The organism is Leifsonia sp. 563, from assembly GCF_040545055.1.
Taxonomy (GTDB): domain Bacteria; phylum Actinomycetota; class Actinomycetes; order Actinomycetales; family Microbacteriaceae; genus Leifsonia.
The window spans coordinates 130,636-151,850 of record NZ_JBEPLE010000001.1 but is presented as its reverse complement, the minus strand read 5'-3'; the positions used below and the strand labels follow the sequence as shown (position 1 = coordinate 151,850).

Genomic DNA, 21,215 nt, shown 5'->3' with positions numbered 1-21,215 from the left:
ACGGGATGAGCGAGACACCCGGAAGGCGGCGGCACCGCCGCGTGCAGCGCCCAGGCGCGCCCGGAACCGACCCCGCGCCGCGCGTCGACCCGCGGGAGGGCCCGGTGCTCCCGCCGGCAGCACCCGACTCCGACAACGCCCCCAGTTGGTCGTCGAACGACGAGCAACTGCGCCGCGACGTCCCCCCGCACTGGTAGCCCGCCGCATCCCCTCTCGCCCTCTCGCCTTCTCGCCGAGGTGCACGTAGTTGCGCACCTGCGCGGCGTGTCGCCCGTAACAACGTGCACCTCAGCGGATGACGGCTCGGGGAGACGGCGCGGCCGCGAGCGTTCGAAATCCTCGAAGTGCACGTTGTTGTGGGGTCGCGCGGCGTGTCGACCGCAACAACGTGCACTTCAGCGGTGAAGGCTCCGCGGAACGAAGAGGGAGGGGTTAGGTGAGGGGGTCGGCGTGCTTGCCCGAGGGCTGCGGCGGCGACTGCTGCGCCTGCAGCAGGTCGCGGATCTCGGTGAGGAGGTCGAGCTCCGTGATGGGGGCCTCCGGCTCGACGACGCCCTTCTTGCGCAGGCGCTCTGCGCGCTGCTTGACCTGGTTCAGCGGGTAGACGAAGACGAAGTAGACGACCACGGCGACGATGAGGAAGTTGATCACCGCACCGAGGACCGCGCCGAACTTGATGTCGGAGTTGTTGAGGGTCACGATCATCGCGTTGTCCAGATCGCTTGCCTTGAAGAACGCGCTGATGAGTGGATTGATCAGGTTGTTCACGATGGCGGTGACGACGCCCGTGAACGCGGCGCCGATGACGACCGCGACCGCCAGGTCGATCACATTTCCGCGGAGGATGAACTCCTTGAACCCTTTGAGCATGACCGGAACGAACCCTTCTACGCGGCGGAGCCCGACGACGGAGTCGACGGGGTCGAGGAGGTGGAGGAGCTGGACGAGGTGGAGCCGGAGGAGGACGAGCCGGAGGAGGACGAGCCGGACGAGGAAGACGACGAGCCCGACGAAGACGACGACGAACCCGAGTCAGACTTCTTCGCTCCGCCGCGCGAGTCGGTCCGGTAGAAGCCGGAGCCGTTGAACGTCACGCCGACGGTCCCGAACACCTTGCGGAGCGATCCGCCGCAGTTCGGGCACACCGTGAGGGCGTCGTCGGTGAAGGCCTGCTGGATGTCGAAGGCGTGGCCGCAGTCGCGGCACGAGTAGGAGTAGGTCGGCATTCTTCTTCCGCTGCGCTCGCTGTCGGGGTCGGGGGTCAGGTGAACTGGACGATGCGGGTCGGCGTGACAGCGCCGTCCACCGGCTGGTCGTGACGCTCGCGCGGCACCTCGTCCACCAGTTCGCCGTCGAACAGGACGGCGTACACCGGGGGACATTTTTCCATGCTGCCCAGCGTCTTGTCGAAGTATCCGCGACCCCAGCCCATCCGCATCCCGGTCGCATCGACCGCGGCCGCCGGCACCAGGATGAGGTCGACGTCGTTGATCGCGATCGGCCCGAGCAGCTCGCCGACCGCCTCGGGCAGGCCGAACAGGCCTTCCGTCTCGGTCTCGCCGTCGCCTGTGGTCCAGTCGAGCAGGCCGTCCTCGCGCGAGATCGGCAGCAGGACGCGCAGGCCCTGCGTGTGCGCCCAGTTGAGGAAGGGGCGCGTGTCCGGCTCCACCGGAGTGGAGAGGTACGCCGCCACGGAGCGGGCGGAGAGGTCGGTCGCGAGGTCGACGAGGTTGCGGGTCAGGCCCGCCGTCGCGGTCTGACGCTCGGTCGTCGTGAGGTTCTGCCGGCGCTCGCGGAGCTCCGCACGCAGGGCGCGCTTGCGATGAGCGGCAGTGTCCGAGTCCATACGGCAATCCTAGGAGATGCCATCCTGTGCACCGCCGAAATGCGGATACTGTAGGCGGCATGGCAAATCACGACCGCGTTACGAAAGCAGTGATCCCCGCAGCCGGCCTCGGAACCCGCTTCCTCCCGGCGACGAAAGCGATGCCCAAGGAGATGCTGCCGGTCGTGGACAAGCCCGCCATCCAGTACGTCGTCGAGGAGGCCGTTGATGCGGGCCTGCACGACGTCCTGATGGTCACCGGCCGCAACAAGAACGCCCTCGAGAACCACTTCGACCGCAACGCCGAGCTGGAGGAGACCCTCACCAAGAAGGGCGACACCGACCGGCTCGAGAAGGTCAACTACTCCACCGCCCTCGCCGACATGCACTACGTGCGCCAGGGCGACCCGAAGGGCCTCGGCCACGCCGTCCTGCGGGCCAAGATGCACGTCGGCCGCGAGCCGTTCGCTGTGCTGCTTGGTGACGACATCATCGACGCGCGCGACGACCTGCTGAGCCGGATGCTGACCGTGCAGTCGCAGCGCCACGCCAGCGTCGTCGCCCTCCTCGAGGTCGACCCCGACTCCATCCACCTCTACGGCGCCGCCGCCGTCGAGAAGACCGACGAGGAGGACGTGGTCCGTATCACCGGCCTCGTCGAGAAGCCGGATAAGGAGCACGCCCCCTCGAACTACGCCGTCATCGGCCGCTACGTGCTGCGCCCGGAGGTCTTCGACGTCCTGGAGCGCACCGAGCCGGGTCGCGGCGGAGAGATCCAACTGACCGACGCGCTGCAGTCCATGGCGGAGGCGCCCGACTGGACCGGCGGCGTCTACGGCGTCGTCTTCCGCGGCCGCCGTTACGACACCGGCGACCGCCTCGACTACATCAAGGCGATCGTCCGGCTCGCCGTCGACCGTGAGGACCTCGGTCCCGAGCTGCGTCCGTGGCTCCGCGAGTTCGCCGCGGAGCTCGCGGACGAGCCCGTGGACTTCGTCGAGGAGATGCCCGTCGACCCGACCGGGCCCATCCAGACGCTCTCCGACCGGTCCCGCTGACGGCCGGCCGAAGGAGGACTCCGTTGGCGCTCGTCGTCCCCACCCTCACCGAGGGTCGCGTGGGGTTGCGTCCCATCCGCCTGCGCGACGCGCGGCCGTTGGAGCGTTCGCTGCTCGACAACCGCAGCTGGCTGCGGCAGTGGGAGGCGACGAGCCCGTACGCGCCCGGGTCGTTCGACACCCGGGCGAGCATCCGGTCCCTGCTGGCGAACGCGCGCGCCGGGCACGGCCTGCCGTTCATCGTCGAGTGGGACGGGCGCCTCGCCGGGCAGCTGAACGTCTCGTCCATCGCGTACGGCTCCCTGTCGAGCGCGACGATCGGCTACTGGATCGCCGAGGAGTTCGCCGGCCGCAACATCACCCCGACCGCGGTGGCGCTGGCGACCGACTACTGCTTCTACCAGCTGGGGCTGCACCGGATGGAGATCTGCATCCGGCCCGAGAACGGCCCGAGCCTGCGCGTGGTCGAGAAGCTCGGCTTCCGTTACGAGGGGCTGCGGCGCCGCTACATCCACATCAACGGCGACTGGCGCGACCACTTCTGCTTCGCGCTGGTGTCCGAGGAGCTGACCCAGGGCGTGCTGCGTCGCTGGCTCGACCACAACGTCCCGGAGGACGCCGCGATCATTCCCGCAGAGGACCGCGCGGCGGCGGCCATCCCGCTGCCGATCGCCCGGCATTACTGAGCCGGTTCTCATCCCCGGTCCGTTCAGCCGTGTGCTTCCGGTGGAAATGTGCTGAAAGCGCGCTGGATCGGGTGACACACCCCCGCGGGTGACCGAGGCACGGCCGTCGCTGCCCCTACCGTAGAGGACATGAACGGGGATGTGATGGGCGGTGGGGTCGTCGTCGCGCTCGCGGCCGCTTTGTGGCTCGCCTATCTGGTCCCGGTGTGGTTGCGCCGCCGCGAGTACCTCGCCACGGAGCGGAACGCCGTACGGCTGCAGCAGACGCTGCGCATCCTTGCCGAGACCAGCGAACTCCCCGACGAGGTGCGCCTCGAGGCCACCGCCCGGACGGTCGCCGAGCAGCAGCGCATCCTCCGCAAGTCGGAGCAGAAGACCCTCGCCGCCGCTCGCGCGGAGGCCGCCGCCCACGCGCGCCGCGAGCAGGCGCTCGCGGAGGAGCGCCGCCGCGCGGCAGAGGAGGCGGAGCGGGCCGCCGCGGAGGCGATCGCCCTGGAGCGTGCCGCCCGCGCGGCCGCCGCGCAGCGCGCTCGTGTGCTCGCCACATCCACTTCTCGGCCTGCCCTGTCGCCGCAGCGCCGCCGCCGTCTCCGCCGGGCGCGCGGGCTCTCGACCCTCGTGCTCGTCGCCGGACTGATCGGGCTCGTCTCCGGCACGGTTCTGCTCTTCGAGACCGGAGCGTGGCTGCTCGCCGCCGCCTCGGTCGGCGCGGTCGCGCTGTCCGGGTGGATGCTCGGCCGCCTCGCGCGTCCGGAGCGCGCCACCGGGGTCGCCCAGCCCCTGGTTCGCACGTCCGTCGTCGCGCCGGAGCTCTATGACGACGCTCAGCACGATGACGTCCCGGTGCAGGAGCGCCTGCGTCAGAGCTGGACGCCGCGCCCGCTCCCGAAGCCGCTGCACCTGTCGCCCGGCACCGTCGCGGCCGCCGCGATGGCGTCGGTGGATGCCGCCGCGGAGCTGCGCCGTGCGGCTGCTCGTGCCGAGTTCGAGCGGAAGGCGGCCGAGGTCGCACCGCCCGCGCCGGTGGCCGCGCCCGTCCCTCTGCGGGCCGTGGAGCGGCCGGTCGCGGAGTCGACGGCCCCGCCCGCTGTCGCGTCCGCAGTGGCCCCGGTAGCGGCCTCCGTGGCGGCTTCCGCGCCCGCTGCGGCGACCGTCCCGAGCCGCTACGCGAGCATGGGGATCCTCGACGAGGCGGACACCGGAAGCATGGACCTGGACGCCGTCCTGCGTCGTCGCCGAGCGGCCAGTTGAGCCGTGCTCGATTTCGACGGGACCCGCGAGGGGTGCTATTGTTTCTAAGCAGTTCCCCGGGGCTATGGCGCAGTTGGTAGCGCGCTTCGTTCGCATCGAAGAGGTCAGGAGTTCGAATCTCCTTAGCTCCACCAGAACCGGAAAGGCCGCCCAGTCGGGCGGCCTTTTTGTTTGCCCGCATTCGCCCCCATCCTTGTTTGTTGGTACAGTCGTGCTAGCAAAGAGGGATGCGGGGGCGAGATGATTCTGCTGGCGATCGTGGCATGCGAGATCGGGTTCTGGGTGGCCATCGTCGGCGGCCTGATCGCCCGCTACCCGGCGGGGAAGCCCCGCGTGGGCGCCGCGCTTCTCATCTCCGCTCCACTCATCGATGTCGTGCTGCTGGTGCTGGTCGCCGCCGACCTGATCGGAGGAGCCGCGGCATCCTGGCACCACGGCCTCGCCGCCCTCTACATCGGCATCTCGGTCGCCTACGGGCACCGGATGATCTCCTGGGCCGACGCGAAGTTCGCGCAGCGCTTCCGTGGTGCCGAGCCGCGTCCGAAGCCGACGGGGTGGGCGTACACGGTCGCCTGCTGGAAGGATGCCGCGCGAACGCTGCTCGCATGCGCCGTCGCCGCGGCGATCCTCTGTGCCCTGATCCTCGCGGTCGGCGCTCCCGAGCGCACCGCGGAGCTGCTCGGGTTCTTCCCCCTCCTCGGAGTGATCCTCGGCATCGACGTGCTCTGGGCGGTCAGCTACACGATCTGGCCCAAGAAGACCGCGCAGCCGGCTGCGTCGGGCAGCTGACGATGCCCCGGCTGATCGACCACGAGGAGCGCGACCGCGAGATCGCCGAGGCGGCTCTGCGCGTGCTGGCGCGCGACGGCCTGGCGGGGCTGTCGGTGCGCAATGTGGCGGCCGAAGCGGGCATCGCCACCGCATCCCTCCGACGGGCCTTCCCCGAGCAGGATGCGCTGCGCCGCTTCTGCCTCGAGCACATCCGGCAGAACGCGACACGTCGCATCGAACGGGTTCGCGGCGAGGGCAGGATGGCCGTGCTCGCCGTCCTGGAGGAGCTGCTGCCCCTCGACGAGGAGCGGCGGATCGAGTTGACCGCACACCTGCAGCTCGGGGCGCTGGCGCTCAGCAGCGGGCAGCTCCGACCGGTCCTTCTGGGTTTCAACTCCGCCATCCGCGAGGTGTGCGTCCGCCTGATCGCGGAACTCGAACGGGCGGGGGAGCTTCGGGCGGGAGCGGATGCGCCGGCCGAGGCCGACCGGCTGCACGCCTTGGTCGACGGCGTCGCTCTCCACGTGCTCTGGGAGGACGGACCGGAGGAGCGCAGGCAGGCTGTCGGCGTGTTGGCGGCGCACCTGGACGGGCTCCGTTGAGATGCGCGTGCTGCCGGACTAAACGACCAGCAGGATCGCGAGCACGACCATGAGCACTGCGATCCCGCCGTCCAGGATGCGCCAGGCGATCGGCTTCGCGAACACGGGAGCGGCGAACCGCGCGCCGAAGCCGAGCAGACCGAACCAGAGCAGGCTGGCGGTCGCGGCGCCCGCGCCGAAGATCCAGCGGCCCGGGTCGCCGTGCGAGGCCGAGAGCGAGCCCAGAAGCAGGACGGTGTCGAGATAGACGTGCGGGTTGAGCCACGTGATCGCGAGGCAGGTGCCGACGGCCGCGGCGAGGGATCCGGCCACGGCGCCGGAGGCGGTCAGCGACTCCGGCTTGAGCGCCCGGCGCGCGGCGAAGACGGCGTAGCCGAGAAGGAAGGCGAAGCCGGCCCAGCGGACGATCTCGAGCGCGAGCGGCGCGTTCTTCACCAGGACCCCGATGCCGGCCACGCCCGCCGCGATCAGCAGGGCGTCGCTGATCACGCAGATGAGGACGATCGGCAGGACGTGCTCGCGGCGCAGGCCCTGGCGGAGGACGAAGGCGTTCTGCGCGCCGATGGCCACGATGAGGGATGCGGCCGAGCCGAGGCCGGTGAAGAACGTTGCGAGCACGCCTCGACGCTAGGGCTGTGCGTTGACTAAGTACAGCTCAGGTTTGTGATGATGCATTAGCATCCCTTCATATGGCAAACGTGGAGCACCTGCGGACCCTCGCCGCCGTGGTGGACGGCGGGACCTTCGAGGCGGCCGCCGCTGCGCTCCACATCACCCCCTCGGCGGTCAGCCAGCGCATCAAGGCGCTCGAGGAGCAGAGCGGGCGCGTGCTGGTGCGTCGCAGCAAGCCGGTCGCGCCGACCGAGGCGGGCAGCGTCCTGCTTCGCCTGGCCCGCCAGCTGACCCTGCTGGAGGCGGAGGCCGCGGCCGAGCTGGCGGGCGATGACGACGAGGCGACCGCCACGCCGCTCCCGCTCGTGGTCAACGCCGACTCCCTCGCCACCTGGGTCCTCCCCGCGCTCGCCCGGCTCGACGGCGTCGCGTACGAGCTGGCCATCGACGACCAGGAGCACACCCTCGACCGCCTGCGTGACGGGACGGCGCTGGCGGCGATCGGATCCGACCCGGAGCCCGTGCAAGGGTGCACGTCCCGGGCGCTCGGCTCGATGGTCTACCGCGCCGCGGCGAGCCCGGCGTTCGTCGCGCGCTGGTGCGCCGATGGCTGGAGTCCGGAGGCGGCCGCCGTCGCACCGATGCTGGTGTTCGACCGCAAGGACGCCCTGCAGGACCGCTACCTCGACGCGTTCGCGCCCGGTGCCCGACCGCCGCGCCACTACATCCCGGCGTCCACCCAGTTCGTCGAGGCGGCGGTGCACGGGCTGGGCTGGGGGATGCTGCCCGATCTGCAGGCGGATGCGCTCGTCGCCTCGGGTGCGCTGGTCGTGCTCGACGAGGAGCGAACGGCCGAGGTGCCGTTGTACTGGCACCAGTGGTCGCTGCGGTCGGCCGCGCTCGACGCCGTCGCCGCCGCGATCGGAGAGGAGGCGCGCCGCGTCCTCCGGCCTACAGGGTCGACAGCACGAGGTCGAGCGCGTCAGCGAAACGATCGGCGCTCTCGCGCGTGATGCACAGCGGCGGCTTGATCTTGAGCACGTTCTTGTAGTCGCCGGTCGGCTGCACGATGCAGCCCTCCGCCAGCATGCGGTCGCACACCAGCGCCGCCTCCGCGGTCGCGGGCTGCAGCGTCTCGCGGTCGAGGACAAGCTCCATGCCGAGATAGAGGCCCATGCCGTGGACGGCGCCGACGAGCGGATGACGCTCGCCCAGTTCACGCAGACGCGCGGCAAGGTGGTCGCCGACCGTTGCGGCGTTCTGCTGGAGGCCCTCGTCGCGCATGACGTCGAGCACCGTCAGGCCGACCACCGACGAGACGGGGCTGCCGCCGGCGGAGGAGAAGAAGCTGCCCTCCGCCGCGAACGACTCCGCGATCTCGCGCCGGGTGATGACGGCTCCGAGCGGCTGCCCGTTGCCCATCGCCTTCGCGATCGCGATGACGTCCGGCACGACCCCCTGCTGCTCGGAGCCCCAGAAATAGTGCCCGAGCCGGCCGTAGCCGACCTGGACTTCGTCGGCGATGCAAACGCCGCCGCGCGCGCGGATGCGCTCGTAGACCCCGGCCAGGTAGCCGTCGGGGAGCATGAGGCCGCCCGCATTTCCGAACACCGGCTCGGCGATGTAGCCCGCGACCTCGGTGCCGGTCGCCTCCAGCTCCGCGAGGTCGGCATCGAGGTCAGCCAGGTAGGCGGCCGCGGAGTCGGACCCGCGGTGGCGCCCGCGCAGCGAGTTGGGCGCGGCCACGAGCTTCACCCAATCGGGCCGGGTCTCCAGGGCGCGCGGGTTGTCGCCGAGGGACGACGAGACGCCGTCGGAGCCGATGGTCCAGCCGTGGTAGGCCTCGGTCACCGCCAGGATCGTCCGGCGGCCGGTGTGGATCTGGGCCAGGCGGAGCGCGAGGTCGACCGCCTCGCTGCCGCTGTTCACCAGGAAGACGGTCTCGAGCCCCTCTGGCGCGATCTCCGCCAGGCGCTCGGTGAAGCGGGACAGCTCGTCGTAGTGGAACCGCGAGTTCGTGTTCAGCCGCGCCCACTGGTCTCGGACCGCGTCGACCAGCCGCGGGTGCCCGTGGCCGATCTGCGTGACGTTGTTGACCATGTCGATGTAGCTCTGGGCCAGTGTATCGACGAGGTGGTGCCGCCAGCCGCGTTCGATCAGCGGTGGATGCGCGAAGTAGTGCTCCTGAACCTGCGCGAAGGTCGCGTCCCGTCGAGCCAGGGACGCCTCCGGATCGGGTTCCGCCACCGTGAGATCGACGCCGAACAGCGCCGACGGGTCGGGGGAGACGGCCGTCCAGGACGAGAACGGGAGCGTCGGCGTGACGAGTGACGGCGGGCGGTGGCCGCGAAGCGTGCTGAGCTGCACCGTGAGGCGGATGGCCGTGCCGATCGGCGCGCCGGCCGTAACCGTCGCGGTCGTGAGTGGGCGGGTGAGTCCCTCCAGCCACAGGTCGGCATCTTCTCCGCGCAGCAGCCAGGAGCCGCCCACGAGAGCCAGCTCGCCCGCGAATGGGGCGGTCACCTCGACACCGGTGGGCGCATCCAGTGTCACGGCGAGGGCGACGGTCGCGGAGGGCAGGGCGCGATCGGTCCGGGCGCGGGTCAGCCGCGCTTCGCCGTACCGGGTGACGGCGTGCCCGTGCTCGCGGCACACGCGGGCGAGGACCGCGTCCTCGGCATCCACCGCCAGCCAGGCTCCCGCATCGAGGTCGCGGGCGGTGACGGAGAGGTCGGCGAGGTTCTCGGGAGTGGTGGTGAGTGCGACCAAGCGGCCGAGTCCGGTCGGCGCCCCGGTGACCGCGGACCGGGCGAGCCGGGCGCGGATCAGCGTCTCCAGCTCCGCCGCATCCAGTCGTCGGGCCACGTCGAACGCGACCCACTCGTGCGCACGGTTCTCGGCGGCGTAGACGTTGTCGGCCTCCAGCGCGACCTGCTGTTCGCCGCTGACCACGAGCACGGCGCCGCGGAGGACGACCAGCGGCCACAGCGCGGCGAGGTCGGCGTCGTCGAGCGGCGACTCGGCATGGAACGCCTCGATGACGTCCAGTACGGCGAGCGGCTCGTCCGGAAGGTGGTGCAGGGCGCTCGTGACGGTCGCGGCCAGTTCGGCCACGAGCCAGCCGTCGGACACGTCGCCGAAGTCGATCACGCCGGGTCCGTCGTCGCCGAACACGATGTTGTCGTCGGTCACGTCGCCGTGGACCGCCTGGACGCGCAGCCGGTCGCGGACCGGCTGCAGCCGGGCGAGGGCGGCGTCGGTCGCCTCCCGCACGACGGAGCGCTTCGCAGGCTGGGCGACGTGCTCGATCAGCAGGTCGACCACCTCGCCGCTGACGCGCGCATCCCACTGCGTCGTCCGGTCGAGGCCCGGGTGGCGGAGCGCCGAGAGCCCGGCGGCGACGCGGCCGGCGAGGGTGCCGAGAGTGCGCAGCTGCTCGCGCGTCGGACGGCCGACGTCGGTGAGCGGGTCGCCGTCCAGGTAGCGCAGCACGCGGGCGAGCAGGGTCGTGCCCCGGACGTCGACCTCGATCAGTTCGTCCCCGCCGGTGGTCTCGAGGACCTCCGGGATGCGGATGCCCGACCCCGCGAGCGCGCGGAGGGCCGCGTTCTGAGCCCGCAGTTCGTCGGCGGAGAACACCGGGTTGGCGAGCTTCAGCACGTACCGGTCGGTGCCGGTGTCGATGCGGAAGTTGCGATCCTGGTTGCTGCCGAGCTCGGTGATGCGGCCGTCGAGGCCGAAGTGCGCCGCCGCGATCGCCGCCGCGTCGTCGGCCGTGACATCCGGGCGCGGGAGAGCGGGCTGGGTGAGGAAGTCGAAGTTCGGCAACGGGGCTCCAGAGCTCGGGCGGGGCGGATCTGACGTCAGTCTATTGAGGGGGTATGGACGCCATGTCGACCGTGGACCGAGGTTGTGGACAGGCTGCCGATTGTGGATAACCACCGGTATCAATTCGGCTCCCGTCCAGCGAACGTTCGGGGGTGTCCGCGTAGCCTGGTGCCCGTGAAATCCTGGAGGACCGCGCTCGCGGCATTCGTCATCGACGTGGCCCTCGTGACCCTCTTCGTGCTCATCGGGCGCCGCAGCCACGGGGAGGCGAACTCCGTCCTCGGGATCCTCGACACCCTCTGGCCGTTCCTCGTCGGCCTGGTCGTCGGCTGGCTGGTGACGTGGGCCTGGTACCGCCCGCTCGCGATCATCTGGCCGGGCATCCCCGTCTGGCTGATGACGGTCGCTGTGGGGATGCTCATCCGCACATCCGCGGGCCAGGGCGTCCAGCCGTCGTTCATCGCCGTGGCTGCCGTCGTGCTCGGCGTGTTCCTCGTCGGCTGGCGCCTGATCGCGCTGCCGTTCGCGCGGCGGCGCCGGACCCTCGCCGCCGCGCAGCAGGTCGCTGTCGACCGCGCCGTGCGCTAGAGCCCCTTCTTAGCGCGCCTTTTGAGCGCGCCTCTCCTCAGCCGACCAGGTGCAGCTCCCTGCTGGAGTTGTTCAGCCGGTGCGGGCCGTCTTCCGCCGCGACGACGATGTCCTCGATCCGGACGCCGAATCGGCCGGGCAGGTAGATGCCCGGCTCGATGGAGAAGCACATCCCCGCCTCGATGGGATGCTGCTCGCCCTCGACCATGTACGGCGGTTCGTGCGTGGTCACGCCGATGCCGTGCCCGACCCGGTGGATGAAGAACTCGCCGTATCCCGCCTCGCGGATCACCCGACGGGCGGCCCGGTCGACCTCCTCGCACGGGACGCCGACGGCCACCGCCTCGAAGGCCGTCTGCTGCGCCAACGCGACCACGTCGAACACCTCGCGCTCCTCGTCCGTGGGCTCGCCGACGTGGACGGCCCGGGTCGTGTCGGAGCCGTAGCCGTCAAGCAGGCCGCCGAAGTCGAGGACGACCATGTCGCCCTCGACGATGGTCCGGGAGCCCGGCTCGTGATGGGGATCGGCGCCGTTCGGACCGGAGGCGACGATCGTGAAGTCGACCTGCGCATGACCGTGCTCGCGCAGCAGCCGGTCGAGGTCGGCCGCCACCTGCAGTTCGGTGCGCCCGGCGAACGGAACGCGCAGGATGTCCTCGAAGGTCGCGTCGGCCGCGGCCCCGGCGGCGGCGAGCCGGTCGACCTCGTCGCCGGTCTTGACCGCCCGCAGCATCGGCAAGGCGTTGGAGATGGCTGCGAAGCGCACGTCCGGCAGCTTCTCCTGGAGGCCGAGCAGGTGCATCGCCCAGGTCGCGTCGGAGATCGCGTATCGGCCGTCCGGCCGGAGCAGTGCGGCCGCCGGGACGTACTCGTCCTGACCGTCGGACCAGTCGGTCAGCCGGATCGCCCCAGCCGCGCGGGTCTCGGCGGCACCGCCGTGCTCGAGCGCAGGCACGAGCATCGTCGGCTCGCCGTCGGCCGGGATGACGAGCAGGGTGATCCGTTCGGTCGTGGCGACGGGAAGGTAGTCGGCGAAGTAGGCGAGGTCGGGGCCGGGCGCGATCACCAGGCCGTCGAATCCCGCCGCGCGGGCCTGGGTCGCGCCGCGCTCCAGGCGCTCCGCGAAGTGGCGCGCTGTGATCTCCTGCATGTGCGTCTCCTCTCCCGGTGCCGTCGTGCCCGGTTCAGTCTTCGATCGGCCCGAGCCAGGCGTTCGCGACGGTGTTGTGCGCCGACTCGGCGTCGGAGGGATGGAAGATCCCGGCGAGAACATCGCGGTACAGGCGCCCCAGCTCGTTGCCGGCGAAGAAGGTGGAGCCTCCCGAGACGCGGATGGCCTGATCCACGACCCGCCGCGCGGTCTCGGTGGCCCGGACCTTCAGTCCGACCAGCTTCGGGAACCACAGCCGGCCGTGGTCGGCGAGGGTGTCGACGTCGCCGGCCAGCGCATCCAGCTGCGGGAGCAGAGCATCCTGCTCGATCGCGGCTTCGGCGACGCGCCACCGGATGTCCGGGTCGTTCGCGTAGCTGCGCCCGTCGTTCTTGAGGCTCGTGCGGCGGTGGGCCGCCTCGACCGCGAGATCGAGAGCCCGTGATCCGATGCCCGTGTAGACCGCGGCGAGCAGGATCTCGAAGTTCGCGAAGATGGCGAACACGAGCGGGTCGGGATTCGGACCGGGGTCGAGGCGCCGCACGACGCGGTCGGCAGAGGCCCGAGCGCCGTCGAGCACCGTCGTGTTGCTCTGCGTCGCACGCATGCCGAGCGTGTCCCAGTCTTCCCGGATCTCGAAGCCGCCTCCGGTGCGCTCGATGAAGCCGTACACGATCTTGGGGGCGTCGTCGCTCGTGCTGTCGAGGCCCATCGTGCCCAGTCGGGTCCAGGCGGGGGAGAGGGACGTGAATATCTTCCTGCCGTGGAACCGATACGACCCGTCGGATTCCGGGCGCGCCTCCGTCGTCGAGCCGAACAGCACCAGGTCGTTGCCCGCCTCGCTGAGACCGAAGGCGAAGACTTCGCCCTGACCGGCCTCCCGGAGCACGAACTCCAGAGAGTCGTCGCCACGGTCGCGAAGTGTCTTGGCGATGCCCGTCCAGACCAGGTGCATGTTCACGGCGAGGGCGGTCGCGGGCGCGGCCCCGGCCAGCCGCGCCTGCAGGCGCGCGGTCTGCTGCAGGCTGAGCCCCAGGCCGCCGAACTCGGTCGGCACGAGGGCGCGGAGGTAACCTTCGTCGGCCAGTTCGGCGAAGTCTTCTGTGAAGAACCGGTTGTCGCGGTCGTAGCCGGCGGCTCGCTCCCGGATGCGGGAGAGGAGGTCGTCGGACAGCAGAGTGGTGTCGGGGGAGGTGTCGTGCTCGGTCACGTTCCTCACCCTAGGCGAGCGCGACCGAGCACGGCAGGCCTCCGGCTCTTCTGTGGAAAGCCGGAGGCTGTGGAGGATTACTGGGCGGTGTAGCCGCCGTCGACCAGGTGGTAGCTGCCGGTGATGAAGCTCGCGGCATCCGAGGCGAGGAACGCGACGAGCGCGGCGACCTCCTCCGGCTCGCCCAGGCGGCCGAGCGCGTGCTTGCCCTCGAGGAACTTCAGGGCGTCCCCATCCAGATTCGATGCGACGAGCGGGGTGCGGATGAAGCCGGGGCCGACCGCGACGACGCGCACCTTCTGCCCGGCGTACTCGATCGCGGCGTTCTGCGTGAGGCCCAGCAGGGCGTGCTTCGCGGTGACGTACGCGGAGGAGTTCGCGAATCCGACGCTGCCCAGGATGGACGCCATGTTCACGATGGCGCCGCCGCCGTTGGCCGCGATGGCGTCGAGCTGGGGCTGCATCCCGTAGAAGACGGCGTTGAGGTTGACCTCGATGACCTTCCTCCAGGAGTCGACCGGGTACTCGCCGACGGGCGCGGACGCTCCGCCGATCCCGGCGTTGTTGACGGCGATGCGGAGCGGGGCGAGCTCGTTCGCCGCGGCGACGCTGGCGGTCGCGAACTCCGGGTCTGTCACGTCGCCGGCGAGCGCGCGAGCGGTGCCTCCGGCCGCAGTGATCTCGTCGACGACGGCGTTCGCGTGCTCCTCGTTCAGGTCGGTCACGAGGACCGAAGCGCCACTCGCCGCGAGGGCGAGCGCGATGGCGCGGCCGATGCCCGAGCCGCCTCCGGTCACGATCGCGGACCGGTCGGCGACGTCGTACTGAGCCATGAAAATCTCCTTTCGTTATCCGACAACTGTCGGATAACTCCATTGTACGATCGTCCGGTGGATGCACGCCAGCAGAAGACGCTCGCCCGGCTCAGCGCCACCATCCTCGACCTCGCCAGTCGCGGGCCGGTGAGCGAGGTCACGGTGTCGGCGCTCGCCGCGGCGGCCGGCGTCCACCGCTCGACGGTGTACGAGTACGCGCCGTCACCCGCCGCCCTGCTGGAGAGCGTGCTGCGGTCGGAGCTGGATGCGCTGCGCGCCGAGTACCTCGTCGACGTCGAACCGTCGGATGCCGGAGCCGCCGTCGTCGGCGTCACCCGCGCGGTGCTGCGGCACGTTGACGACCACGACATCATCTACCGGCGCGGGCTGGGGACCGAGAGCGGCGCGGCAAGTCTGCACGCCATGCTCAGCGAGCACTTCCAGGCGTCGATCGACCTGCTCCTCGACCAGCACAGCCTCGTCGTCCCGGCGGACGACGACGGGGAACGCCGAGCGATCGCGCGCTACCTCGCCGACGGCACCATCGGGGCGATCGACGTCTGGCTCGCGCGCCCGCGGCCGCGCGACGTGGATGCGTTCCTCGCTCTCGTCGGGCGGCTCACGCCCGCGTGGTGGCCGGGAAGCGGCGGATCGCAACCCCCGGACACCGCATCCCGCCCGGCATAGGCTGAGGGCATGGAACAGCGCATCCTCGGTGGAACAGGACGGGAGGTGTCGGTCGTCGGGCTCGGCACCTGGCAGCTCGGAGCGGACTGGGGAGACGTGTCGGAAGACGACGCCCTCGGCGTGCTCGAAGCGGCGGCGGAGTCCGGCGTCACCTTCTTCGACACGGCCGACGTCTACGGCGACGGCCGCAGCGAGCAGATCATCGGGCGGTTCGTGACCGAGCACCCAGAACTGCCGCTCACCGTCGCGACCAAGATGGGGCGGCGCGAAGCGCAGGATCCGGCCAACTTCACCCTGCCGAAGTTCCGCGAGTGGACGGACCGCTCGCGCCGCAACCTCGGCGTCGACCGGCTGGACCTGGTGCAGCTGCACTGCCCTCCCACTCCCGTCTTCTCGACGGACGCGGTGTACGACGCGCTCGACACGCTGGTGGAGGAGGGCGCCATCGAGAACTACGGCGTCAGCGTGGAGACCGTGGACGAGGCGCTCGCGGCGATCGCCCGGCCTGGCACGGCGACGGTGCAGATCATCCTGAACGCCTTCCGCCTCAAGCCGCTCGACCGGGTGCTCCCGGCGGCGCGTGAGGCCGGCGTCGGCATCATCGCGCGGGTGCCGCTCGCCTCCGGGCTGCTGACCGGCCGGTACACCGAGCAGACGACGTTCGCGGCGGACGACCACCGCACCTACAACCGCCACGGCGAGGCGTTCGACGTGGGCGAGACCTTCTCGGGCGTGGATTTCGACGAGGGCGTGAAGGCCGCGCGCGAGTTCGCGGAGCTGGTGCCCGAGGGCGCGACGCCCGCGCAGGCGGCCATCGCGTGGATCATCGCGCAGGACGGCGTCACCACCGTCATCCCCGGCGCCCGTTCGCCCGAGCAGGCACGCGCGAACGCGGCCGCGGCCGGTGTGCGCCTCCCCTCCGGCTTCGACGAGGCCGTGCACCGCATCTACGACACCCACTTCCGCGCCTCCGTCCACCCCCGCTGGTAGCTCCGCCTCCCCGCCTCCTCCCCCTCGCCGAGGTGCACCTTGTGGCGGCTATTCCGACGGAATAGCGACCACTACGTGCACCTCGACGATCATTCACCGGGTGCGGAGCAGGTGACGGACCCGCGAAGCGAGGGTGTGCGGCTCGTGGAGGTCCGCCGCGGTCACCCGCACCATGCGCCAACCCAGGTCTTCTACGCGTTCCCGGCGGCCGATGTCCTTCATCCAGGTCGCCCGATCCACGCGGTGGACATCGCCCTCGTACTCGAGCGCGATTCGGGATGCCGGGTAGGCCAGATCTGCACGAGCGACGAAGCGGCCGTCGTCGTCGCAGATATCGACGTTGAGGAGTGGCTCGGGCAAGCCGGCCTCGTGCAACGCGAGGCGCAAACGCGTCTCGCCCGGCGACTCGGAGCCGACGCGAATCTTCTCGAAGGCCGATCGCGCGCGGGCGATGCCTCGCCGACCCGACGCGGCAGTGATCGCTGCGCGCAGGGCGTTCTTGTCGGTCAGTGGATGACGTCCGCCGATCAAGAAGTCGCCGGCGACGACGAGGGCGGACACCGACAGAAGGGAAGCGAGATCGATCCAGGTCTGCTCCGGTGTCGTCGCGGGCAAGCCTCCGACCACGCGCACATCCCAGCAGCGCAGCTTGTGTCCGATGAACCCGCGAATCGACGGCGGTCGTCCGGGGTCGGGCACGCTGACGTGGATGCCTGGCGGGAGTTCCGCCGGTACGGGGATGTCGTACAGCCGGGCCGCCGTCGTGTGGCTGAACGCGAAATCCCGCTCGCGGTGCAGAGCGTATGCGCGTAGGCGGGCTTCGAGACCGTCCGCACGGAGGGGGATGCGGACCCCGCGAATCGGCGTGATCAGGTCGCCGGCGCGCATCCGGGAGCGGGTCACCCCGGTCTCAGCACCCGCTCGCGTGGTGAAGGGGCCGTCGGTGAGCGCGTCGTCCAGTTCGGCGAGATGTCGTCCCATCTGCACATCGTCTCGGCTGCCGCCCCGTGCATCCGGTTATCCACAGCCCCGGCTTTGTCGAGGTGCACGTTGTGGTCGCTAAAACGGTGAAATTGCCGCCACTACGTGCACTTCGGCGAGGGGGGTTAGGGGGGTCGGGGGTCGGAGGTTAGGAGGGTTGGACGGGGACGGGCTCCGTGTCGGGGATGGGGGAGGCGTCGCGACCGCGCAGGTCGGGGTGGATGCGGTGCGCCAGGGCGGGCACGACGAAGCCGACCAGGGCGAAGGCCCCGGCCACCCAGAAGGCGCCGACCGCACCGACGCCGTCGATGAGGAAGCCCGCGACCGCGGAACCGAGGGCGGCACCGATGAGCTGGCCGGTCCCGACCCAGCCGTAGGCCTCCGCGGTGTCCGAGAACTTCACGCTCGCCGACACGATCGCGAACAGCACGGCGAGGGCGGGGGCGATGCCGAGACCGGCGATCAGGAGGGTGAGCGACAGCCCCCACCACGACCACAGCATGAACGTCGAGAGCACGACGCCGACGAAGACGATGAGCATGCGCCGCGCGGTCGCCCACGGCCCGATCGGCACGTGACCGAGGGCGAGGCCCCCGACCAGCGAGCCGAGCGACCAGATGGCGAGCACGATGCCCGCGAGCGGAGACCCCTCTCCGAACGTCGCGACCACACCGGCCTCGACCGCCGAGCAGGAGCCGATGAGCAGGAAGCCGACGACCGTCGCGAGGAGCACGGGCGGCCGCGCCAGCACCGTCCCGAACCGCCGCTTGCTGCGCGGGATGCGCACCCGGCCGACCTCGGGCGACGAGATGAACCAGCAGCCTCCGGCGAGCATGATCGCGACCGACATCAGGATTCCCTCGACGGTTCCGATCTGGGTCGAGACGAAGGTGATGGCGACCGGGCCGGCGATCCAGATGATCTCCTGCGCCGAGGCGTCGAGCGAGAACAGCGGGGTCAGCTGCCGCGAGTTGACCATCTTCGGATAGATCGTGCGGACGGCCGGCTGGATGGGCGGCATGCTGAGGCCGGCGAAGAACGCAACGCCCATGGTCAGGGGGATGGGCATGACGAAGAGGCCGATCGCGGCGACCGCCACCGAGCACAGCGCGAGGGTCGTCCAGAGCACCACACGCATGCCCAGGACGCCCATCAGCCGGCTGGTCATCGGCCCGGCGATGGCCTGTCCGATGCTCATCGCGCCGAGCACCAGACCCGCGGCGCCGTACGAGTCGTGGACGCGCTCGATGTGGAGCAGGAAGGCGAGCGACAGCATGCCGAACGGGAAGCGTGCGGTGAGCTGAGCCGCGATGATGCGGGCGACGCCCGGCGTCTTCAGAAGGCTCGTGTAGGTGCTCACAGCCATCCACACTATCGGTCGCGGAGGCGGTTCTGCGGGAGTATCCACACTGTCCATCCCCCCTTCGTGGGGTGTGGAAACTGTGCATAACTTCTCCCCATCTGTGGACGACACGCCCACTAGATGTGGGGGAGTGGAAATGTCGGACCCCCGCTATATAGTGGTCGAGCACACAGAGCCGGTCAGCCTCCCCCCGATGCGGGAAGGCACGGTTCCGCGGGGATTTCCGCCGCTCACGCGGCTTAGCGAATGAGGGAGAGACAGTGGCTATCACAGTCGTGAAGCGCAACGGCGAGCGCGAGCCGTACGACGCCAACAAGATCAACCTGGCCATCGAGAATGCGGCCCAGGGACTTGACGAGAACATCACGTGGGTGACGCAGATCGCGAGCGAGCTCGAGCTCACGCTCTTCGACGGCATCACGACGCAGCAGCTCGACGAGGCGGTCATCCAGGTCGCCCTCCAGAACGTCAAGGACGACCCGGCGTTCGACACCGTCGCCGCGCGCCTCCTCCTCAAGACGATCTACAAGCGCGTGCTCGGCGACTACGAGAGCCACGACGAGCTCGTGGAGCTCCACACCTCCCGCTTCCGCGGCTACATCGAGCGGGGCGTCGCCGAGACGCTGCTCGACGGCCGTTTCACGACCGCGTTCGACCTCGACCGCCTGGCCGGCTACCTCGACCCCTCGCGCGACGAGCTGCTGAAGTACATCGGCGTCGTCACCCTCAACAACCGCTACGGCATCAAGGCGCGCAACGGCGACTCCCTCGAGGTGCCGCAGTTCTTCTGGATGCGCATCGCGATGGGCCTCTCCCTCAACGAGGCCGACCCCACCAGCCACGCCATCGCGTTCTACGACAAGATGTCGAAGCTCGAGTACCTGGCCGCCGGATCGACCCTGGTCAACGCCGGAACCGCCTACCCGCAGCTCTCCAACTGCTTCGTCATGGAGATGCAGGACGACATCGAGCACATCGCGAAGAGCGTCCGCGACGTCATGTGGCTCACCAAGGGCACCGGCGGCATCGGCCTCTCGGTCACCAAGCTGCGTGCGCAGGGCTCACCCATCCGCTCCAACAACACCACCTCCACCGGTCCGATCCCGTTCATGCACACGATCGACTCGGTGCTGCGCGCGGTCAGCCGCGGCGGCAAGAAGTTCGGCGCCCTGTGCTTCTACATGGAGAACTGGCACATGGACTTCCCGGAGTTCCTCGACCTCCGTCAGAACTCCGGCGACCCGTACCGCCGCACCCGCACCGCCAACACCGCGGTGTGGATCAGCGACGAGTTCATGAAGCGCGTCCAGAACGACGAGGACTGGTACCTCTTCGACCCGCTGGAGGTCGCCGACCTCAACGAGCTGTACGGCAAGGCCTTCTCGGAGCGCTACGCGCACTACGTCGCCGAGGCCGAGGCAGGCAACCTCAAGATGTTCAAGAAGATCAGCGCTCGCGCGCAGTTCAAGGACATCCTGATGAGCCTCCAGACCACCAGCCACCCGTGGCTGACCTGGAAGGACACCATCAACAACCGTGCCCTCAACAACAACACGGGCACCATCCACCTCTCCAACCTGTGCACCGAGATCACGCTGCCGCAGGACCGCGAGAATGTCTCGGTCTGCAACCTCGCGTCGATCAACCTGTCGCGTCACCTGGTCGACGGGAAGATGGACTGGGAGCGCATCGAGGCCAGCGCCCGCCAGGCGGTCCGCCAGCTCGACAACCTCATCGACATCACCGTGTCGAGCGTTCCCGAGGCCGACTTCTCGAACCAGCAGAACCGCGCGATCGGCCTCGGCGTCATGGGCTTCACCGACGTCGTCGAGAAGCTGGGCCTCAGCTACGAGAGCGAAGAGGCCTACGCCCTGATCGACGAGATCATGGAGCACGTCTCGTACGCCGCCATCGACGAGAGCGCCGACCTGGCGCAGGAGCGCGGCGCGTACCCGAACTTCGAGGGTTCCCGCTGGTCGCAGGGTCTCGTGCCTTACGACTCGATCGCCCTCACCGAGGCCGACCGCGGCGTCCCGATCACCGTTGACCGCACCATCCGCCTCGACTGGGACCGTCTCCGCGAGAAGGTCAGGGGCGGCATGCGCAACGCCACCCTCATGGCCATCGCGCCGACCGCGTCGATCGGTCTCGTCGCGGGCACCACGCCCGGCTTCGACCCGCAGTTCTCGCAGATCTTCAGCCGGTCGACCTCCTCGGGCAAGTTCCTCGAGGTCAACCGCAACCTGGTCGAGACGCTGCAGGAGCGTGGCATCTGGCAGGACGTCCGCGAGGCGATCCTGCGGTCGCAGGGCGACATCCAGAACATCGCGGAGATCCCGGACGAGGTGAAGGCTACGTTCAAGACGAGCTTCCAGCTCTCGCCGTACGCCTTCATCGAGGTCGCGGCCCGCGCCCAGAAGTGGATCGACCAGGCGATCAGCCGCAACATGTACCTCGAGACGCGCGACCTCGGCGACATGATGGACATCTACTACGCGGCCTGGGAGAAGGGCGTCAAGACGACGTACTACCTCCACATGAAGCCGCGTCACCAGGCCGAGCAGTCGACCGTCAAGGTCAACAAGGCCGAGGAGATCAGCGGAGGCCGCAAGGGCTTCGCCTCGGTCGGCGCCGGCGCTCCGGCCCCGGCTGCGGCTCCCGCCGTCACGGAGACCGCGCCGGCCTCCGCCCCCGCTCGCCGTGGCTTCGGCTTCGGCGGTCTCGGTTCCTCCACCCCGGCGGGCGGTGAGAACAAGTGAACAGCACCAAGATCGAGGAGTACTACGTGCCGGTCGACC

Annotated in this window: 21 protein-coding genes and 1 tRNA gene; 12 read left to right on the top strand and 10 right to left on the bottom strand. The window is 70.1% G+C overall.

Features of this window, described 5'->3' with window-relative positions:
- Window positions 1-5: 5 nt before the first annotated feature.
- Window positions 6-197 (top strand): hypothetical protein, encoded by a 192-nt coding sequence (locus ABIC47_RS00705; protein ID WP_354476395.1) that lies wholly within the window; start codon window positions 6-8, stop codon window positions 195-197.
- Between the two features lie 235 nt (window positions 198-432).
- On the opposite strand, the gene mscL is transcribed toward ABIC47_RS00705, so the two are convergent.
- The 3 genes from mscL to ABIC47_RS00690 are packed head-to-tail and all read right to left on the bottom strand — an operon-like array spanning window position 433 to window position 1,846.
- Window positions 433-870, bottom strand: coding sequence for a large-conductance mechanosensitive channel protein MscL (gene mscL, locus ABIC47_RS00700; RefSeq protein WP_354476393.1), 438 nt, complete (start codon window positions 868-870; stop codon window positions 433-435).
- A 17-nt stretch (window positions 871-887) separates the two neighbouring features.
- Complete coding sequence (locus ABIC47_RS00695) at window positions 888-1,226, bottom strand: FmdB family zinc ribbon protein (RefSeq protein ID WP_354476391.1); 339 nt, start codon at window positions 1,224-1,226, stop codon at window positions 888-890.
- 35 nt (window positions 1,227-1,261) lie between these two features.
- Complete coding sequence (locus tag ABIC47_RS00690) at window positions 1,262-1,846, bottom strand: 5-formyltetrahydrofolate cyclo-ligase (protein WP_018191698.1); 585 nt, start codon at window positions 1,844-1,846, stop codon at window positions 1,262-1,264.
- Window positions 1,847-1,905: 59 nt separating this feature from the next.
- Between ABIC47_RS00690 and galU the strand changes: the two genes are divergently transcribed.
- The 6 genes from galU (at window position 1,906) to ABIC47_RS00660 (ending at window position 6,193) form a co-directional block, all read left to right on the top strand.
- Window positions 1,906-2,883, top strand: coding sequence for a UTP--glucose-1-phosphate uridylyltransferase GalU (gene galU / locus ABIC47_RS00685; protein ID WP_354476389.1), 978 nt, complete (start codon window positions 1,906-1,908; stop codon window positions 2,881-2,883).
- Between the two features lie 23 nt (window positions 2,884-2,906).
- Window positions 2,907-3,569, top strand: coding sequence for a GNAT family N-acetyltransferase (locus ABIC47_RS00680; protein WP_018191696.1), 663 nt, complete (start codon window positions 2,907-2,909; stop codon window positions 3,567-3,569).
- A 129-nt stretch (window positions 3,570-3,698) separates the two neighbouring features.
- Window positions 3,699-4,820 carry a hypothetical protein gene (locus tag ABIC47_RS00675; RefSeq protein WP_354476387.1) on the top strand — a complete coding sequence of 374 codons (1,122 nt, stop codon included), beginning with the start codon at window positions 3,699-3,701 and terminating at the stop codon, window positions 4,818-4,820.
- A gap of 58 nt (window positions 4,821-4,878) precedes the next feature.
- A tRNA-Ala gene (locus tag ABIC47_RS00670) sits at window positions 4,879-4,954 on the top strand.
- A 106-nt stretch (window positions 4,955-5,060) separates the two neighbouring features.
- On the top strand, window positions 5,061-5,609 hold the full coding sequence (locus tag ABIC47_RS00665; protein ID WP_354476385.1) for a hypothetical protein: 549 nt from the start codon (window positions 5,061-5,063) through the stop codon (window positions 5,607-5,609).
- A gap of 2 nt (window positions 5,610-5,611) precedes the next feature.
- Window positions 5,612-6,193 carry a TetR/AcrR family transcriptional regulator gene (locus ABIC47_RS00660; protein ID WP_354476384.1) on the top strand — a complete coding sequence of 194 codons (582 nt, stop codon included), beginning with the start codon at window positions 5,612-5,614 and terminating at the stop codon, window positions 6,191-6,193.
- 18 nt (window positions 6,194-6,211) lie between these two features.
- On the opposite strand, the gene ABIC47_RS00655 is transcribed toward ABIC47_RS00660, so the two are convergent.
- Window positions 6,212-6,811 (bottom strand): LysE/ArgO family amino acid transporter, encoded by a 600-nt coding sequence (locus ABIC47_RS00655; protein ID WP_354476382.1) that lies wholly within the window; start codon window positions 6,809-6,811, stop codon window positions 6,212-6,214.
- Window positions 6,812-6,882: 71 nt separating this feature from the next.
- On the opposite strand from ABIC47_RS00655, the gene ABIC47_RS00650 reads away from it, so the two are divergent.
- A complete protein-coding gene (locus ABIC47_RS00650; RefSeq protein ID WP_354476380.1) occupies window positions 6,883-7,818 on the top strand; it encodes a LysR family transcriptional regulator ArgP in 936 nt (311 codons plus the stop codon).
- On the opposite strand, the gene ABIC47_RS00645 is transcribed toward ABIC47_RS00650, so the two are convergent.
- Window positions 7,757-10,633, bottom strand: a complete 2,877-nt coding sequence (locus ABIC47_RS00645) for an aminotransferase (RefSeq protein WP_354476378.1) — start codon at window positions 10,631-10,633, stop codon at window positions 7,757-7,759. The genes ABIC47_RS00650 and ABIC47_RS00645 overlap by 62 nt on opposite strands.
- Before the next feature lie 174 nt (window positions 10,634-10,807).
- On the opposite strand from ABIC47_RS00645, the gene ABIC47_RS00640 reads away from it, so the two are divergent.
- Window positions 10,808-11,221: a DUF3054 domain-containing protein gene (locus tag ABIC47_RS00640; protein ID WP_502685490.1), complete on the top strand. Its 414-nt coding sequence runs from the start codon at window positions 10,808-10,810 to the stop codon at window positions 11,219-11,221.
- A gap of 37 nt (window positions 11,222-11,258) precedes the next feature.
- Here ABIC47_RS00640 and ABIC47_RS00635 read toward each other — a convergent pair whose 3' ends face one another.
- From ABIC47_RS00635 to ABIC47_RS00625, 3 genes are all read right to left on the bottom strand, one after another.
- A complete protein-coding gene (locus tag ABIC47_RS00635; RefSeq protein ID WP_354476376.1) occupies window positions 11,259-12,371 on the bottom strand; it encodes an aminopeptidase P family protein in 1,113 nt (370 codons plus the stop codon).
- A gap of 34 nt (window positions 12,372-12,405) precedes the next feature.
- Entirely contained in the window at window positions 12,406-13,581 is a 1,176-nt protein-coding gene (locus ABIC47_RS00630; protein ID WP_354476374.1) for an acyl-CoA dehydrogenase family protein, read from the bottom strand.
- 77 nt (window positions 13,582-13,658) lie between these two features.
- Window positions 13,659-14,414, bottom strand: coding sequence for an SDR family NAD(P)-dependent oxidoreductase (locus tag ABIC47_RS00625; RefSeq protein ID WP_354476372.1), 756 nt, complete (start codon window positions 14,412-14,414; stop codon window positions 13,659-13,661).
- Between the two features lie 57 nt (window positions 14,415-14,471).
- On the opposite strand from ABIC47_RS00625, the gene ABIC47_RS00620 reads away from it, so the two are divergent.
- Together ABIC47_RS00620 and ABIC47_RS00615 are read left to right on the top strand one after the other, a co-directional pair.
- Entirely contained in the window at window positions 14,472-15,083 is a 612-nt protein-coding gene (locus ABIC47_RS00620; RefSeq protein ID WP_354476370.1) for a TetR/AcrR family transcriptional regulator, read from the top strand.
- Between the two features lie 9 nt (window positions 15,084-15,092).
- On the top strand, window positions 15,093-16,073 hold the full coding sequence (locus ABIC47_RS00615; protein ID WP_354476368.1) for an aldo/keto reductase: 981 nt from the start codon (window positions 15,093-15,095) through the stop codon (window positions 16,071-16,073).
- A 93-nt stretch (window positions 16,074-16,166) separates the two neighbouring features.
- Here ABIC47_RS00615 and ABIC47_RS00610 read toward each other — a convergent pair whose 3' ends face one another.
- Window positions 16,167-17,054: a hypothetical protein gene (locus ABIC47_RS00610; RefSeq protein ID WP_354476366.1), complete on the bottom strand. Its 888-nt coding sequence runs from the start codon at window positions 17,052-17,054 to the stop codon at window positions 16,167-16,169.
- Window positions 17,055-17,202: 148 nt separating this feature from the next.
- Window positions 17,203-18,420, bottom strand: a complete 1,218-nt coding sequence (locus ABIC47_RS00605) for an MFS transporter (protein WP_502910204.1) — start codon at window positions 18,418-18,420, stop codon at window positions 17,203-17,205.
- A 257-nt stretch (window positions 18,421-18,677) separates the two neighbouring features.
- Between ABIC47_RS00605 and ABIC47_RS00600 the strand changes: the two genes are divergently transcribed.
- Window positions 18,678-21,176, top strand: a complete 2,499-nt coding sequence (locus ABIC47_RS00600; RefSeq protein ID WP_354476362.1) for a ribonucleoside-diphosphate reductase subunit alpha — start codon at window positions 18,678-18,680, stop codon at window positions 21,174-21,176.
- Window positions 21,177-21,215: the final 39 nt, after the last annotated feature.